Origin of the sequence: Comamonas brasiliensis, assembly GCF_018292285.1 — a bacterium.
Classification (GTDB): domain Bacteria; phylum Pseudomonadota; class Gammaproteobacteria; order Burkholderiales; family Burkholderiaceae_C; genus Comamonas; species Comamonas brasiliensis.
Map to the genome: position 1 here is coordinate 109,903 of NZ_JAANES010000001.1, position 16,166 is coordinate 126,068.

Consider the following 16,166-nt stretch of genomic DNA (forward strand, 5'->3'; position numbering starts at 1 on the left):
TATGTCCGGGGCGCAGGCCAGTCCAACACTGGGCATTCCATAAACAAGGAGTGCGAGACATGTTCAGGCTGGATGGGAAAGTGGCGCTGGTCAGCGGCGCCGGGCGCGGCATGGGGTTCGGTATCGCGCAGGCGCTGGCCGCGCAGGGCGCGCATGTGGTGGTCAATGATTTTCATCTGGACCGCGCGCAGAATGCGGCGCGCCAGTTGCAGGAAATGGGTTTCAAGGCTTCGGCCCAGGCGGCGGACCTGACCGACCGCGCCGCCATCTTTGCCATGGTCGAGCGCATCCAGGCCGAGGTGGGCGTGGTCGATATCTTTGTGCACAACGCCGGCATTCCGGCCCAGGGCTGGGGCTACACGCCGTTTCTGCAGTCGCCCGAGTCCGAGTGGAACGCCTGGCTGCAGCTCAATCTGCACGGGCTGATGCATGCCTGCCAGGCGCTGCTGCCCGCCATGCAGCAACAGGGCTGGGGCCGCATCGTCGCCATCAACTCCGATGCGGCGCGCACGGCCACGGGCATGGGGCTGTGCGCCTACGGGGCGGCCAAGGCGGCGGCTATCGGTTTCATCCGCAATCTCTCGGGCGAGGTCGGCCCGCATGGCGTGACGGCCAACGCCTTGTCGCTGGGCACCATGAACAACTGGGAAGGCTCGGAGAAGATTGCCAAGAAGGGCACTTCCGTGGGCCGGGCCGGCTCGCCCCAGGATGTGGGCGCGGCCGTGAGCTATCTGGCATCGACCGAGGCGGAATGGGTCAACGGCCAGGTGCTGCCGGTCAACGGCGGTGGTCTGGTGGCCTGAGCCCGACAGCCTTTCACGCAGCCTTCCGGCGGTGCAAGCCGGAAGGCTTTTTGTCACCCATGAGACCAAGAGCGGTGGCGCCGAAGGCGAGGAAGCCCCGCTGCGGGCATTTTTGCGCCGCAAACCGGCTTTTGCGGTCGAAGAGGCAAGCCATGTGCCGCCAGGGGTGGTTGCGGCCGGTTTTTCTCATAGTCTGCCCCTAGTCTGAATCAGGTAGGTTTGGGCCAAAGCCGTATGGCAATCTGAAAAAGAACTCGATAACAACCTGGTGATGTGAGGAAAGCAGATGGAGGCATTGATCTTCGACCATGTCCGTACCCCCCGAGGCAAGGGCAAGCCGGATGGAGCACTGCATGAGGTGACGCCGGTCTGGCTGGCGGCCCAGCCGCTGCAGGCTTTGCGTGAGCGCAACCAGCTCGATACATCGGCGGTGGACGATGTGGTCATGGGCTGTGTGGTGCCCGTGGGCGAGCAGGGCGGCAATGTGGGCCGCATGGCGGTGCTGCAGGCCGACTATGCGCAGAGCGTGGCCGGCGTGCAGCTCAACCGCTACTGCGGCTCGGGCCTGGAGGCCGTGAGCTTTGCGGCGGCCAAGGTCATGGCCGGTCAGGCCGATATGGCGATCGGTGCCGGCGTGGAGATGATGTCCCGCGTGCCCATGGGCTCGGACGGCGGTGCCTGGGCGCAGGACCCGCAGCTGGCCAGCAAGACCTATTTCGTGATGCAGGGTATTTCGGCGGATCTGCTGGCATCGCTGCGCGGCCACAGCCGCCAGGATCTGGATGCGTACTCGGCCGAAAGCCATCGTCGTGCGGCGCAGGCCTGGGCCGAAGGGCGCTTTGACAAGTCGGTCGTGCCCGTCAAGGATTTCCTGGGCCTGACGCTGCTTGAAAAAGACGAGACGATTCGTCCCGAAACCTCGGTCGAATCGCTGGCCGCGCTCAAGCCCGCGTTTACCGAAATGGGCCAGAAATACGGCTACGACAGCGTGGCGCTGCAGCGCTATCCGCAGGTCGAGCAGATTCATCACCATCACCACGCGGGCAATAGCTCGGGCATTGTCGATGGGGCAGCGGCCGTGCTGATCGGTACGGCAGAAGCGGGTGCCAGGCAGGGCATGAAGCCCCGTGCGCGCATCCGTGCCTTTGCCAGCATAGGCTCCGAGCCGACCCTGATGCTGGACGGCCCGGCCCACGCCGCACGCAAGGCCTTGGCCAGGGCGCGCATGCAGGCTTCGGACATCGATCTGTGGGAGCTCAACGAGGCCTTTGCCACGGTGGTGCTGACCATGATGGAGGAGCTGGACATTCCCCATGAGCGCATGAACGTCAACGGCGGCGCGATTGCCATGGGCCACCCGCTGGGGGCGACGGGCGCCATGATTCTGGGCACGGTGCTGGACGAGCTGGAGCGCACCGGCAAGCGCACAGCGCTGATCAGCCTGTGCGTGGCGGCGGGCATGGGCTCGGCCATGATCATCGAACGCGTGTGAGTGAGGAAGCAGAAATCATGACAACGGAAATCATTCGCTACGCCGTAGATGGGGACGGCATTGCCACGCTGACGCTGGACTACCCCGGCAAGACCATGAATGTGATCGACCAGGCCTTCATGGACAGCCTGGAGGCCTGCATTGCACGCATGCAAGGCGACGACCGGGTGCGCGGCGGCATCATCACCTCGGGCAAGGACAGCTTTGTCGCGGGGGCCGACCTGATGGGCATGGAGGCCAATATCGACGCCATGGCGGACATGCCCATCGAGGAACTGTTCGAGTCCTGCGCGTCGCTGTCCAGGCTGCTGCGCAAACTGGAGACCCTGGGCAAGCCGCTGGTGGCGGCCATCAACGGCATGGCACTGGGCGGCGGCTATGAAATCTGCCTGGCCTGTCACCACCGCATTGCCGCCGATGCCCCCACGGTTCTGGTCGGCCTGCCCGAGGCGCAAGTGGGCTTGCTGCCCGGCGCCGGCGGCACCCAGCGCCTGCCGCGCATGATCGGCATTCTGGCCGCCATGCCTTTTCTGATGGAGGGCAAGCAGCTGCAGGCCGTGAAGGCCAGGGAGGCCGGACTGGTGGACGAGGTGGTGGCTCCCGAGCAGTTGCTCGGCGCTGCCAAGGCCTGGCTGCTGGCCAGTCCCACGGCGGTGCAGCCCTGGGATGTGAAAGGTTTTCGCATTCCCGGTGGCGGCCCGCTGGATGCGCGCGTGGCCCCGGCCTTCGTGGTGGGCAACACCCTGCTGCAGGCCAAGACCTTTCACAATATGCCGGCGCCGCTGTGCATCCAGAGCTGCATCTACGAAGGCTGCCAGCTGCCGATGGACAAGGGCCTGCGCATCGAGAGCAAGTACATGGCCACGCTGTCGCGCAGCCCCGTGGCGCGCGGCATGATTCGCACGCTCTTCGTCAACAAGACCAAGGCCGAGAAAGGCATGCACCGCCCGGCAGGCTTTGAGCCCTTCCAATGCCGCAAGCTGGGCCTGATCGGTGCAGGCATGATGGGCGCTGGCATTGCGCTGGTGGCCGCCCAGCGCGGCATTCAGGTGGTGCTGATAGACCGGGATCAGGCGGCAGCGGACAAGGGCAAGCAGTACTCCGAGAAGGTGCTGGCCAAGCAGGTGGACAAGGGCCGCCAGAGCCGCGAGAAGGCCGACGCCATCCTCGCACGCATCATGCCCGGCACCGATTACGAGCTGCTGCGCGACGCGGACATGGTGGTCGAAGCCGTGTTTGAAGACCGGGCCATCAAGGCCGAAGTCACGAAGAAGCTGGACGCCGTGCTGCCTGCGCATTGCGTGCTGGCCAGCAACACATCGGCCCTGCCCATCAGTCTGCTGGCGCAGGCGAGCGAGCGGCCCGATCGCTTCATCGGTCTGCATTTCTTCTCGCCGGCCGACAAGATGCCGCTGGTGGAAGTCATTCGCGGCAGGCAGACATCGGATGCCACGCTGGCGCAGGCACTGGACTTCGTGGCTCAGCTCAAGAAGACGCCGATTGTCGTCAATGACAAGCGCGGCTTTTTTACCAGCCGCTTCATCGGCGCGTTTGTGGATGACGCCATCGGCATGGTGGCCGAAGGCATTGCCCCGGCATTGATCGAGAACTGCGCCAGGCATGCGGGCATGCCCGTGGGACCGCTGGCGATTACCGACGAGCTGTCGATTGACCTGTCCAAGCATGCGGGCGAAGCCCAGGCCAAGGAGTTCCCCGGGGAATACAAGCCGGGCCGTTCCGTGCCCGTGATCGGCAAGCTGTTCGAGCTGGGTCGCCTGGGCCGCAAGATGGGCAAGGGCTTTTATGACTACGACCAGAGTGAAGGCGGTAGCGGCAAGCGCATCTGGCCCGGGTTGGCCGAGCATTACCCGCTCAAAGCCAAGCAGCCCGGCGCCCATGATCTCAAACAGCGCATTCTCTATGTGCAGGCCGTCGAAGGCGCGCGTGCCATGGAGGAGGGCGTTCTGCTGGCGCCGGCCGATGGCGACATCGGCTCGATTCTCGGCGTGGGATTTCCGGCCTACACGGGCGGCCCATTCTGCTTTATCGACGGCATAGGTCTGCCGCAGTTCGTGGCCGAGGCCGACCGTCTGGCCGATCTGTTTGGCGAGCAACTGCGCCCGCCGCAGCTGCTGCGCGATATGGCGGCCAGGGGGCAGACCTTCTACGGCAAAACTGCCAGGGCCTGAGCAGAGCCCAAAGGGTGGGCGGGCGCGCTCACCCGGTATCGGCCCGGCACGGTCACTCATCCAATAACAATCAATGGAGACAGGCCATGGATGAAGTCTTTGATTACATCGTCATCGGCGCGGGCTCGGCCGGTGGCACTCTGGCGGCAAGACTGAGCGAGAACCGCGAGCACAAGGTGCTGCTGCTGGAAGGCGGCGCCAGCCACAAGGATCTGCTGGTGTCCATGCCCTCGGGCTGGGGCCAGATGATCAACAGCCCCAAGTATTCCTGGGGCCATGAGACAGAGCCCGAGCAGCACGCGGCCAATCGCCGCATCAGCCTGCCGCGCGGCAAGCGTCTGGGCGGATCTTCGTCCATCAACGGCATGATCTATGTGCGCGGCGACCGGGCGGATTTCGACAGCTGGGCTGCCCAGGGGGCGGCGGGCTGGAGCTATGAGCAGTTGCTGCCCTACTTTGTGCGCACCGAGGACCAGCAGCGCAGCGAGGCAGAGTTCACCCAGCCCTGGCATGGGCGGGGCGGGCCGCTGACCGCCAACAATCTGCACCATCCGCACCCGGTATCGCTGGCCATGGTGAGGGCCGCGATTCAGGCAGGCCTGCCCGCCTGCCGGGATTTCAACAACGGCCATCCGCAAGGCGCGGGGCTGTTTCAGGTCAATCTCAAGAACGGCCGGCGCTCGTCGGTGGCCCGCAATGCCATCGAGCCTGCCATGCAGCGGCGCAATCTGGATGTACGCATGCAGTTGCTGGTCACCGGCATCGGTCTGGACGGGCTGCGCGCCAGCACGGTGCACTGGAGGGACAGGGCGGGCGCAAGCCACGCTGCCCGCGCCCGCAAGGAAGTGCTGCTGTGTGCGGGCGCCCTGCAGTCGCCCCAGTTGCTGATGCTCTCGGGCATCGGCCCGGCCGCGCATCTGCAGGAGATGGGAATCGAGGTCAAGGTGGATCTGCCCGGAGTGGGCGCCAATCTGCAGGACCATGCGATTGTCCCCATGTCCTGGCGCATGAAGGCCGGCACGCCCAGCCTCAACCGCTCGCTGCGCGGCCTGGGCATTGGCGCTTCGCTGCTCCGCTACCTGCTGACCAGGCAGGGCGCCATGGCGATGCCGGCTTCGGAGTTTGCCGCCTGGTTCAGCAGCGATGCGCGTCTGCCCTACAACGACATCCAGATTCACGGCCTGCCCGTGACCGGCGATATCGAAGGCTATATGCAAAGCGGCAAGAACTACCGCTGCGAGGCCTTCCCCGGCATGACGATGGCGCCCTACCAGGTGCGACCTTACTCGCGCGGCCAGCTCCGGCTCAAGAGCCGCCATCCCGAGGAACTGGCCAGCATCCGCATGAACTTTCTGCACGACGAGCGTGACCGAAAGGCGCTGCTCCACGGTGTGCGCATGGCCCGCACGATTGCCTGTCAGCCCGCACTGGCCGGGCTGATCGAAACGCAGACCCGCCCGACGCCAGATCTGCAAAGCGATGACGAGCTGCTGGACTGGATCTCCATGTACCTGGGCTCGGGCCATCACGCCAGCGGCAGCTGCCGCATGGGCGATGCAGCCGACCCGCTGAGCGTGGTCACGCCCGACCTCAGGGTCAAGGGCGTGCAGGGTCTGCGCGTGATCGATGCCTCGGTCATGCCGCATCTGGTGTCGGGCAACACGAATGCGGCATCGGTGGTGATCGGCGACAAGGGGGCCGACCTGGTGCTGGGCCTGACGCCGCCTGCCGTCAGGGTATCGCATATGTCGGGCCCGGCGGCGGCTGCGCTGTCAGATGGCGCAAGAGCCGCCGCCGTGGCCTGAGCTTTGGAAGATTGGGTGGAGACAGAAGATGAACTTCGATTTCAGTGACGACCAGAATGCCTTGCGCAACGAAATACGAAAATTCCTGACCAGGGAATCGCCGCTGACGCAGGCGCGTGCATTGCTGGAGGGCGAGGGCGAGCATGCCCGGAGCGTTTGGAGCGGCATGGCCCAGCTGGGGGTGACCAGCCTGATGCTGCCCGAGGACTGCGGCGGCATAGGGCTTGGTGCCATGGAGATGTGCGTGGTGGCCGAGGAAGTGGGCCGCCAGCTCAGCCCCGTGCCCCTGGCTTCGACCATGTATCTGGCGGTGCAGGCCGTTTTGCTATCTACCCAGGAGCATTCCGCGCAGCGCCGGCAATGGCTGCTGCCGGTTTCAGGCGGAAGCATTGGCTGTCTGGCAGCGCCTGCGGACGGTCAGGGCCCTCCCTCCGGTTTGCCCCTGTTTGACGGCAAGACCCTGAAGGGCGACTGCCCGCTGGTGGCCGACGGCATGGCCGCGCAATGGGGCGTGGCGCTGGCGCGCAGCGCGACGGGGGCGCAGCTGCTGGTGGCCTTCAGGTTTGACGGCACGGTACGGCGCGAAAAGCTCAAGACGCTGGACCCCTCCAAACCCTATGCCTGCCTGAGTTTCGACAATACGCAGGCCGAGCTGCTGGACGGCAGCCGCAGCGCTGCCGAGGTCATGCGGCGAGTGCGCAATCGCGCGGCCGTGATGCTGGCCTTCGAGCAGCTGGGTGCGGCCGACGCCGCGCTGGAGATGGCCAGCAGCTATGCCAGGGAGCGCAAGGCCTTTGGCCGGCCCATCGGCTCCTACCAGGGCATCAAGCACAAGCTGGCCCATCTCTACACCGGCAACCAGCTGGCCCGTGCGCATTGCTACTACGGCGCCTGGGCCCTGACGGCGGACATGGCTGCGACCGAGGGCTCGCCCGAGCTGGCAGGCGCAGCTGCGGCAGCGCGTGTGAGCAGCACCCAGGCGCTGTCGGACGCTGCACAGGAAAACTTGCACACCCACGGCGGTATGGGCTATACCTGGGAGCTGGACTGCCATCTGTTCTATCGCCGCGCGCGTCAGCAGGCCGTGGAGCTGGGCAGTATCCATGCCTGGCGCGAGCAGGTCGCTGCCGAGTTGCAGCAGCGGCTGCTCGCTGCTGAACCCGAGGCGCCCGCAAAGAGCGCGAAGCAGGCCGACAGTCAGTCCATGGACTTCGAGGACACGCCCGAAGAGGCGGCCTTTCGCGCCGAATGCCGTGCCTGGCTGCAGGCCAATGCCGAGCCCAAGGCCAGCGCCGACGACTATTTCGGTCGCGACATGACGGCCGCGCAGCGCCTGGAGGCGGCCCGGGTCTGGCAAGGCCGCAAGGCGGCCGCCGGCTTTGGCGCCATCACCTGGCCCAAGGTGCTCGGCGGCCGTGGCGGCACCCCCATGCAGGAGCTGATCTGGCGTCAGGAGGAGGGCAAGGTCAAAGTGCCCACGGGCATGTTCAATGTGAGCCTGGGCATGGTGCTGCCATCGGTGATGGCACATGCCAGTCCCGAAGTGCTGGGCCAGCATGTGGCCCCGGCGCTGAGCGGCCAGAACCTCTGGTGCCAGCTGCTGAGCGAGCCAGGTGCGGGCTCCGACCTGGGCATGGTGCGCACACGTGCCGAGCGCGCGACCGATGGCCGCGAGGGCTGGATACTCAACGGCCAGAAGGTCTGGACCTCGCTCGCGCAGTTTGCCCAGTGGGGCCTGGTGCTGGTCCGTACCGATCCGCAGGCCAGCAAGTTTGAAGGGCTGAGCACCTTTTTTCTGGACATGCATTCGCCCGGCATTACCGTGCGCCCGATTCGCCAGGCCGGCGGCGAGTCCGAGTTCAACGAGGTCTTCTTCGAGGACGTGTTCGTGCCCGACCGCCAGCTGGTGGGGAAGCTCGGCGGAGGCTGGAAGGTCACGCTGACGGGACTGATGGCCGAGCGTCTGGCCATTGGCGGCGTGATGCCCGCCGAGCTGTGGCGCACCACGGCAGGCTTGCTGGCCGATCTTCGCTTCGAAGGCCGGCCCGCACTGGAGGACGGTCGACTGCGTGAGCGCTGGGCCGATCTCTATCTGAAGGAGCAGGCGCTATGGCTGCTGCAATGCCGTGCACTGACGGCGCTGAGCAAGGGGCGTCAGCCCGGCCCGGAAATGAGCGGCGCCAAGAACGTGGCCGCTGCCGCGCTGCAGTCCTTCAGCTACTTTGCGATCGACTTGCTGGGCCAGCGCGGCGTGCTGGTGGCCAGCGAACTGGCGGCCAGCGGATTGGGCGAGCGCTTTGCGATGGTGGAGCGTCTGTGGTTTGGCTCTGCCGGCATGCGCATTGCGGGTGGTACCGACGAGGTGGTGCTCAACAGCATTGGCGAACGCGTGCTGGGGCTGGCCGCCGAGCCGCGCAGCGACAGGGATGTTCCCTTCTGCGAACTGCTGGCCCGGTGATCCGGTGCGGCGCAGCACCATGTGCTGTGCCCTGGTGCCCAGCTCTTGCGGCGGGGAAGAAGCTTTCATTGACTCAACGTGGCGCAGATCACGTTCTTCAGGAGACAGGAAATGAGTGCATCTGCTGCGACCCGCGTGTCGCAAGCTGCTTCGGCCCATCGGCAACCGATTAGCAATGTGACGGGCTGGCGACGTCACTATCTGCTGCTGGTACTGCTGCTCGTCTATGGCGTGAGCATGATCGACCGCCAGATCATGGGGGTGCTGATTCAGCCCATCAAGCAGGAGATGGGCGTTTCGGACAGCGCCATGGGTTTGCTCACGGGTCTGGCCTTTGCGCTGTTCTACAGCATTCTGGCCGTGCCCTTCGGCCGGTTTGCCGACCGTTGCAACCGGCGCAACCTGATTGCCTGGTGCTGCGCCGGCTGGAGCATGGCCACGGGACTATGCGGCATGGCGGTGGGCTTCTGAAGCCTGACGGCCGCCCGTGTGGGCGTGGCGGTGGGAGAGGCGGGCAGCACGGCGGCATCGACCACCATGATCGCCGATGTCTATCCGCCCGAGCAGCGCAGCCGCGCCATGAGCGTGTTCAGCCTCGGGCCGCACCTGGGCTCACTGGTGGGGCTCGGCGTGGGCGCCTGGATTGCCCAGCACTACGGCTGGCGCTCGGCTTTCCTGTGGCTGGCCTTGCCTGGCGTGCTGGTGGCCCTGCTGCTGCGCCTGACCTGCCGTGAGCCCGTGCGGGGGGCTCAGGACGGGCGCCCGGCGGCACAGGTCGCCGCCGAGAAATTTGGCGATGTCATGGCCGCGCTGGCACGCAACAAGGCGTTTGTGGGCCTGGGTCTGGCCAGCATGCTGATGGCGTTCTCGGGCTATGCGATCGGCATGTGGAACACGGCGTTTCTGGTGCGATCGCACGGTCTGCAGCTCAAGGATGCTGGCGCCATCATGGGCTTCATCGGCGGGCCTGCAGCCATCGCTGGCGCTTTGCTCAGCGGCTGGCTGACGGACCTCATGGCCAGGCGCGACAAGCGCTGGCAGGTGGGCATGCCGATTCTGGGCACGCTGATCTCGGTGCCGCTGGGGCTGGCCTTCTATCTCAACACCTCGCCCCAGACCTGGCAGCTTGCGGGGCTGCAGATTCCCCAGGCCGTGGCCTTCTATGGCCTGTTTGCCATCTTCTCCAGCTTCTGGGCGGCGCCGGTGTTTGCGGCACTGACCAATGTGATCGCAGCGCATCGCCTGGCGACCTCGCTGTCCATCTACAACCTGCTGCTGACGGCTGTCGGCGGCGGTCTGGGGCCCTTGGCGGTGGGCCTGCTCAGCGACGCCTTCACTGCCGGTTACGGGCAGGAGTCGCTGCGCTGGGCGCTGGTCTGCATGCTGGCGTTCTATCTGCTGGCGGTGGGAATTTATGTCTGGGTCATCAGGCACTACGCGGCGCAGCTGGCCGCAGGAAAGCCGGCTTGAGCGGCATTGCAGGAAAGCGCAGGCAGCGCTTGCCTGCTGCCAGCCGGCAGGCGCACGCCCTAGGGTTGGCGCTCTTGGCAGCGCAGGCCGTTTGGTCCGAGCATTGGCGCGCCAGTGACCAAGGGTCTGTCCCAAGTTCAAGCGGACGATGAGTGCCGCAGGCCAGCCGCCGAGCATGAGAGCGATTGCAGACACAGTGAACTCAGAACAACTCAAGGACAGACGGAGACAGGAAGATGAAGCGGACCTTCAATTTGGCAGATATTTTTGAGCTGGTGGTACAGGCCGTGCCCGACCGCACGGCCTTCGGTTGCGGCGACCAGAAGCTCAGCTTCAAGCAGCTCGACGAGCGAGCCAATCAGCTGGGCAATGCGCTGCGCGCGCGTGGCATCGGGCGGGGCGACAACGTCGGCATCCAGCTCTACAACTGCGCCGAGTATCTGGAGGCCTTTTTTGCCTGCAGCAAGATCGGCGCCGTGCCGGTGAACGTGAACTACCGCTATGTGGCCGATGAGCTGCAGGGACTGTTCAACAGCCTGGATCTGCGAGCCCTGGTCTATGGCGCGGACTTCGATGCATCTGTGCTGGAAGTCATGCCCCGGGTGCCCACGCTGCGCCTGGCGCTGCGGGTTGGCACTGTGCGCGATGGCCTGCCCAGAAGCGTTCAGCCCTACGAGTCGGTGCTGGCCGAAGGCGCCCGGGAACTCACGGACGCCGAGCGCAGCGACGACGATATCTTCATGCTCTGCACCGGCGGCACCACGGGCTTGCCCAAGGGCGTGATGTGGCCGCACAAATCGCTGTTCATGGGGGCTCTGGGCGGTGGCGGCTATTACTTTCGCAGACCCCCCATCGAGACACCCGAGGAGCTGCTGCAACTGGTGCCCAACGGCCCGGCACTGGCCTATCTGGCGGCCGCTCCGCTCATGCATGGCGCGGCCATGTGGGCTACCCTGATCAGCCTGTTTTCCGGGCACCCCGTCTATGTGAACGAGCGCAAGAACTTCGACCCCGTGCATATGCTGGATCTGATCGAGCATCACCAGATCAATGTGATGGCCGTGGTGGGCGATGCCATGGCCCTGCCCATCATTCAGACACTGGAGAACAACCCCGGGCGCTGGCCTCTCAAGTCGCTGATGATTTTCGGCAACGGCGGTGCCGTGTTCTCGCGTCATCTGCAGGAACGGCTGCTGCTGCAGGTGCCGCATCTGGTGCTCAACAACGGCATGGCCAGCTCCGAATCCGGTGTTCTGGGCGGGGGAGAGAAGACGCCCGAGGGCGAAGGCTTCATGCGCATCGCGCCGCGTCCCGATCTCAGCGTGATCTCCGAGGACCTGCGCATTCTGAGGCAGCCCGGAGAGGAAGGCATTCTTTCGCGTCGTGGCCACATGCCCCTGGGCTATTACGGCGATCCCCAGAAAACGGCCGAGACCTTTGTCATGGTCGAGGGCAGCCGCTGGGTGTTGACGGGGGACAGGGCTCGCATCGACACCACGGGTGAATATGTGGTGCTGGGCCGCGGCTCGCAATGCATCAACACCGGGGGGGAGAAGGTCTACCCCGAGGAGGTGGAGGAAACCGCGCGCCGCTACCCGCCGGTTCAGGATGTGATGGTCGTAGGCCTTCCGGACGAGCGCTGGGGCAGCAAGGTGGTGGCCGTGGTGCAGGTGCAACCGGGTCACGAATTTGATCTGAAAGAGTTCGAGAAAGTCTGTCGCAGCAATCTGTCGGGCTACAAGCTGCCGCGCGCCGTGTATCTGGCCACTGAAGTCAGGCGCAGTCCGGCAGGCAAGGCAGATTACCGCTGGGCCAAGGCCTATGCGGCCGAGCATGAGCCGCTGACTGCCGTGACGGCCTGAGCGAGAAGAAGGAGTATTTGCACACGATAAAGGAATACCCTGTTCGTCGCGCCTGACGACGGGATTTAAAGGAGGCCCCGGCCTCCTTCTTTTTTTCTTCAGCGTGCCGCAGCGCAGATCCGGCGCGCCGTCTTCTCGGACTTCAGTGCCACAAAGGCCTTGGCCTGCGCGTCATAGCGGTGTGCAATCACATAGCGGCTGCAGCGATCCGAATAGCGCGCGCAGGTCTGCATGGCCACGCACAGATGAGGCCCGCTCCCCCAGACCTTGGCGGGCGGCCTGTCGTAGATGCCCTCATACAGTGTCTGCTCCTGCGCTCCACCGTCCTTCCATCTGGCTACGATTTCAGAAGAGAAATGGTCAAAGCCGGCGCTGCTGTAGCCGACCTCGTAATCAATCGTGCCCAGCCTGGTGATGGAAGTGCGGCCCGTGGCCTGCTTGTCCCAGGCGGCAGCCTCCTGCGCGCTGCAGGAGATCGCGAAACAGCTCAGCATGAGCGATGCTTGAAGCAGGACGGAGAGCTTGCGCAGGTACATGGCGTGTAGGCCCGGAAGTTGACGCAGCCACTATATCGCCGGACTCGGTCAGGAACGGCCAGGCGAGGACTGGCCGGCGACGGCTTAGCGATCCGGAATGCGAGATCGCCCGCAGATCGGTTGTTCGCCATGGCCGGCCATGGCCTTGCAGATGGCCCGGGATGCTGGCGGCTGCTCCGTTGCTCAGGTGCTTCAGGTATCTGGATGGCCTTGGACCCTGCGCACATAGTCGCGCAGCGAGAGCAGGTAGCAGAGCACGGCCAGCAGACAGCAGCCGACCATGGCCACCAGGCCATAGCGCAGGGCTTCCTTGCCGTAGCTGGCCGTCAGACCGTCGCTGATCAGGCCCACGACCAGGGGCCCCAGTCCTCCGCCCACGGCAGAGGCGCAGAGTCCGAAGATCGCCATCGCCGTGGCCATGCGTGTCGAGGCCACCACATTGGTCAGTGCCGCATAGGTGGGCGGAACCCAGAAGCTCATCAGCACGCCGAACACCAGATAGGCGGGAATGGCCCGCGGCACTTTCAGGCCCCAAAGCGGCCAGATGCCTTCGGCAGGCGCCAGGTAGAAATAGATGCCGAACGGGATGGAAAGCAGCACCCCGATGGCAGGCAGCCATAGCTGCCAGCGCGGATCGTGCCGGATCAGACGATCGGTCAGCCATGCGCTGAACAGGGCCCCGGTGACGGCGGCGCTGGCGCCCAGAACGCCAAAAATGGCACCCGCTTCCTTGAGGCTCAGGCCATAGGAGCGCACGAGAAAAGAGGTGTTCCAGATGCCGATGGCCTGACCGGCGAAGGTCAGTATCACGCCGGCTGTGGCAATGCCGACAAAGGCACGGTTGCGACGCAGCGACTGCAGGACCTGCAGAAATCCTTCCTGGGCTCGGGATATGTTGCCATCCGCAAGCGGCAAGGTCTTGCGCAGCGGCTCCATGCAGGTAAGACGCAGCAGCATGGCCACCACCATGCCGGGAATGGCCATCCAGATGAAGACATGGCGCCAGCCGTATTCCTGCGCAATCCAGGCGCCTGCGCCCAGGCCGAACAGCACGCCAAAATGCGCGCCCAGCATATAGATGCCCATGGCGCGGCTGCGCTGCTCTGGAGGGTAGGCATCGGCGATCATCGACACCGACGGCGCGCTGCCGCCCGCCTCGCCGATCGCCACCGCCACGCGGGCAACGGCCAGCGTCCAGAAGCCCACTGCCAGCCCGCACAGGGCCGTGGCAATGCTCCAGGCCAGACAGCACCAGGCAACCAGATTGCGTCGGTTGGAGCGGTCTGCATAGCGCCCGAACGGTATCGCCAGCACGCTGTAGAACAGCGCGAACGCGAGGCCGGTGAGCAGGCCCATGGCGCCGTCGGAGATATGGAACTCGGCCTGCACGGGCTGGATGAGAACGCCCATGATGTTGCGGTCGGCCATGGCCATGGTGTAGACGAAGAACAACACCAACAGCATGTAGTTGCGCTGCCTGTGGCTCAGGGAAGAGGGCTGCTCGTGAGCCGGGGGCGCGGTTCCGGAGGCGGATACGGGGATATGCAAGGAGTTCTCCTGTCGAATGAAAAGCGGGTGCGGGTCTCAGGCGCCGGACTGGCCTTGAGGCCGTGGATGCCCAGGCGCGCTCAGCCGGGCGTCAGCTCGCTGCGCTTGAGCAGGCGGCCCGGCAATGCCTCGGTGGCCCTGCCGTCGCGGTAGGTGATCTGGCCGGACTTGATGGTGTAGCGATAGCCCTGCGCGCCTTGTAGAAAGCGCTTGCCGCCGGCGGGAAGGTCTCTGGCGATATGCGGCGGCTCAATCTGGAGCGCCTGCAGATCGATGAGGTTGAGGTCCGCCAGCTTGCCCGGTTGCAGCACTCCCCGGTCGGCAAAGCCGTAGAGCGAGGCCGGCCGCTGCGTGAGCAGATGAATGGCCTGCTCGATGCCGAACAGGCCGCGCTCGCGCACCCATTCGGTGAGCAGAAACGTCGTGGCGCTGCCGTCGCAGATGGTGCCTACATGGGCGCCGCCATCGCCCAAGGCGGGTACGGTATGGGGATGTCCGAGCAGCTCGTGCAGAGCGCTGCAGTCATGGTCCGGATAGTTGGCCATGGGCAGATAGACCAGGGCCTGGCCTTCACGGCCCAGCATGAAGTCGTACATCCACTCCAGCGGCGGTACGCCGGCGGCATCGGCCAGCGCCTGAACCGAATCGCCGGCCTGCGGCAGATAGTTGGGCTCGTCGCCGCACCAGGGGTACATGCCCGCGAAGTTCTGGCCGAAATACTCCATGAACAGATGGGGATTGCGGTCCTTCTCGCCGAGGATGGCGCTGCGCGTGGCGGGCATTGCCAGCGCCCTGAGGCGTTCTGCTGGCTCGAGCGGCGCCAATGCTGCATAGCTGGGGCGGCAGGAGAAGGGGTTCAGGCTGCACTCGAACCCCATGAGCACGCCCACGGGGCGGTTCAGCACCTGGCCCATGATGCGCAGCCCGTCGGCGTTGGCTTTCTCGATCTGCTGCAGCAGTTCGCGGTGCAGCTGGGGGCGGTGCGGATACTGAAGCACGGTGAGGGTGGCGGCACGGCCCGTGCGCTGAGCGACGCGTGTGAGTATGCTGAACTCATCGCCGACGTGCTCGAAGTCCGAGATCATCTGGAACACGCTGTTCGGATAGCTCTTGAGCGCGAGTCCCAGCGCCAGCAGCTCCTCGCTCGCGGCCTGGTACATGGGGGTGAAGTCTCCCGACCTGGAGCGGTGGGCCATGGTGCGCGAGGTGGACAGTCCCATGGCACCGGCGGCCAGGCCTTGCCGGATCAGTTCCTGCATGGCTTTGATGTCTTCGGCGCTGGCCTGCTCGCGCCGTATGGCACGCTCGCCCATGGCGTGGACGCGCAGCGGCGCGTGAGGCAGCAGAGCGGCAATATCGATGTCGTAGCGCCGCGCTGCCAGGGCTTGCAGATATTCGGGGAAGCTTTCCCAGTTCCATGGCAGACCTTCATGCAGCGCGGTGTCGGGGATGTCCTCCACCCCCTCCATGAGCGCAATCAGCTGGTCCCTGTCTTCGGGCCGGCAGGGAGCAAAGCCCACGCCGCAGTTGCCCATTACCGCCGTGGTCACGCCCTGCTGCGAGCTGGGCCAAAGCCTCTCATCCCAGGTCGCCTGACCGTCGAAATGCGTGTGCACGTCCACAAAGCCCGGCGTCACCAGCAATCCGTCGGCATCGATCTGCTGCGCGGCGTCGCCCAGTTGCCGGCCGATGGCGGCGATGCGCCCGTTGCGCACTCCGAGGTCCGCGCGGTAAATCGGGGCCCCGGTGCCGTCCACGATGCGGCCGTTGCGGATCAGCAAGTCGAATTGCTGCATAGGTCGGTCTCCTTGAGGTTCTGGTGCGCGGCCGAGCCCGCAGCAGCATTCCATTAAGAGGCAATCCGCACGCAACGCCTATCAGGGTTAGGGAATCGTCCGTTGGGACGATGTGAGTGCGGCAGCTCATGCATCACGATGCTCAGGGCGGTGCTGCAGCCGGCGGCATATCGCCGCACCGCGAGGTGCGAGACGGGTCGAAAGACT

9 protein-coding genes and 1 pseudogene are annotated in these 16,166 nt (G+C 65.4%); 7 read left to right on the plus strand and 3 right to left on the minus strand.

Features of this window, described 5'->3' with window-relative positions:
- Positions 1-59 precede the first annotated feature (59 nt).
- The 7 genes and pseudogenes from DJFAAGMI_RS00520 (at position 60) to DJFAAGMI_RS00550 (ending at position 12,079) form a co-directional block, all read left to right on the plus strand.
- Positions 60-803: an SDR family NAD(P)-dependent oxidoreductase gene (locus tag DJFAAGMI_RS00520; protein ID WP_211455542.1), complete on the plus strand. Its 744-nt coding sequence runs from the start codon at positions 60-62 to the stop codon at positions 801-803.
- A gap of 286 nt (positions 804-1,089) precedes the next feature.
- The gene (locus DJFAAGMI_RS00525) at positions 1,090-2,295 is read left to right on the plus strand and encodes an acetyl-CoA C-acetyltransferase (RefSeq protein WP_211455543.1); all 1,206 of its coding nucleotides are present in this window, start codon (positions 1,090-1,092) and stop codon (positions 2,293-2,295) included.
- Positions 2,296-2,312: 17 nt separating this feature from the next.
- Positions 2,313-4,484, plus strand: a complete 2,172-nt coding sequence (locus tag DJFAAGMI_RS00530; protein WP_211455544.1) for a 3-hydroxyacyl-CoA dehydrogenase NAD-binding domain-containing protein — start codon at positions 2,313-2,315, stop codon at positions 4,482-4,484.
- 86 nt (positions 4,485-4,570) lie between these two features.
- Complete coding sequence (locus DJFAAGMI_RS00535) at positions 4,571-6,289, plus strand: GMC family oxidoreductase (protein ID WP_211455545.1); 1,719 nt, start codon at positions 4,571-4,573, stop codon at positions 6,287-6,289.
- Between the two features lie 28 nt (positions 6,290-6,317).
- On the plus strand, positions 6,318-8,747 hold the full coding sequence (locus DJFAAGMI_RS00540) for an acyl-CoA dehydrogenase family protein (protein WP_211455546.1): 2,430 nt from the start codon (positions 6,318-6,320) through the stop codon (positions 8,745-8,747).
- Positions 8,748-8,858: 111 nt separating this feature from the next.
- Positions 8,859-10,217: pseudogene (locus DJFAAGMI_RS00545) on the plus strand (spinster family MFS transporter).
- 254 nt (positions 10,218-10,471) lie between these two features.
- Positions 10,472-12,079 carry an AMP-binding protein gene (locus tag DJFAAGMI_RS00550; protein WP_249333661.1) on the plus strand — a complete coding sequence of 536 codons (1,608 nt, stop codon included), beginning with the start codon at positions 10,472-10,474 and terminating at the stop codon, positions 12,077-12,079.
- 98 nt (positions 12,080-12,177) lie between these two features.
- Here the strand turns inward: DJFAAGMI_RS00550 and DJFAAGMI_RS00555 are convergent, their stop codons facing one another.
- From DJFAAGMI_RS00555 to DJFAAGMI_RS00565, 3 genes are all read right to left on the minus strand, one after another.
- Complete coding sequence (locus tag DJFAAGMI_RS00555) at positions 12,178-12,573, minus strand: hypothetical protein (RefSeq protein WP_249333663.1); 396 nt, start codon at positions 12,571-12,573, stop codon at positions 12,178-12,180.
- 234 nt (positions 12,574-12,807) lie between these two features.
- Positions 12,808-14,163, minus strand: coding sequence for a spinster family MFS transporter (locus DJFAAGMI_RS00560; protein ID WP_211455549.1), 1,356 nt, complete (start codon positions 14,161-14,163; stop codon positions 12,808-12,810).
- An 80-nt stretch (positions 14,164-14,243) separates the two neighbouring features.
- The gene (locus DJFAAGMI_RS00565; RefSeq protein ID WP_211455550.1) at positions 14,244-15,959 is read right to left on the minus strand and encodes an N-acyl-D-amino-acid deacylase family protein; all 1,716 of its coding nucleotides are present in this window, start codon (positions 15,957-15,959) and stop codon (positions 14,244-14,246) included.
- Between the last annotated feature and the right edge of the window lie 207 nt (positions 15,960-16,166).

Coding starts and splice junctions, on each gene's coding strand:
- DJFAAGMI_RS00525 (WP_211455543.1), top strand. CDS start 1,090: ATGGAGGCATTGATCTTCGACCATGTCCGTACCCCCCGAGGCAAGGGC.
- DJFAAGMI_RS00540 (WP_211455546.1), top strand. CDS start 6,318: ATGAACTTCGATTTCAGTGACGACCAGAATGCCTTGCGCAACGAAATA.
- DJFAAGMI_RS00520 (WP_211455542.1), top strand. CDS start 60: ATGTTCAGGCTGGATGGGAAAGTGGCGCTGGTCAGCGGCGCCGGGCGC.
- DJFAAGMI_RS00555 (WP_249333663.1), bottom strand. CDS start 12,573: ATGCTGAGCTGTTTCGCGATCTCCTGCAGCGCGCAGGAGGCTGCCGCC.
- DJFAAGMI_RS00530 (WP_211455544.1), top strand. CDS start 2,313: ATGACAACGGAAATCATTCGCTACGCCGTAGATGGGGACGGCATTGCC.
- DJFAAGMI_RS00535 (WP_211455545.1), top strand. CDS start 4,571: ATGGATGAAGTCTTTGATTACATCGTCATCGGCGCGGGCTCGGCCGGT.
- DJFAAGMI_RS00565 (WP_211455550.1), bottom strand. CDS start 15,959: ATGCAGCAATTCGACTTGCTGATCCGCAACGGCCGCATCGTGGACGGC.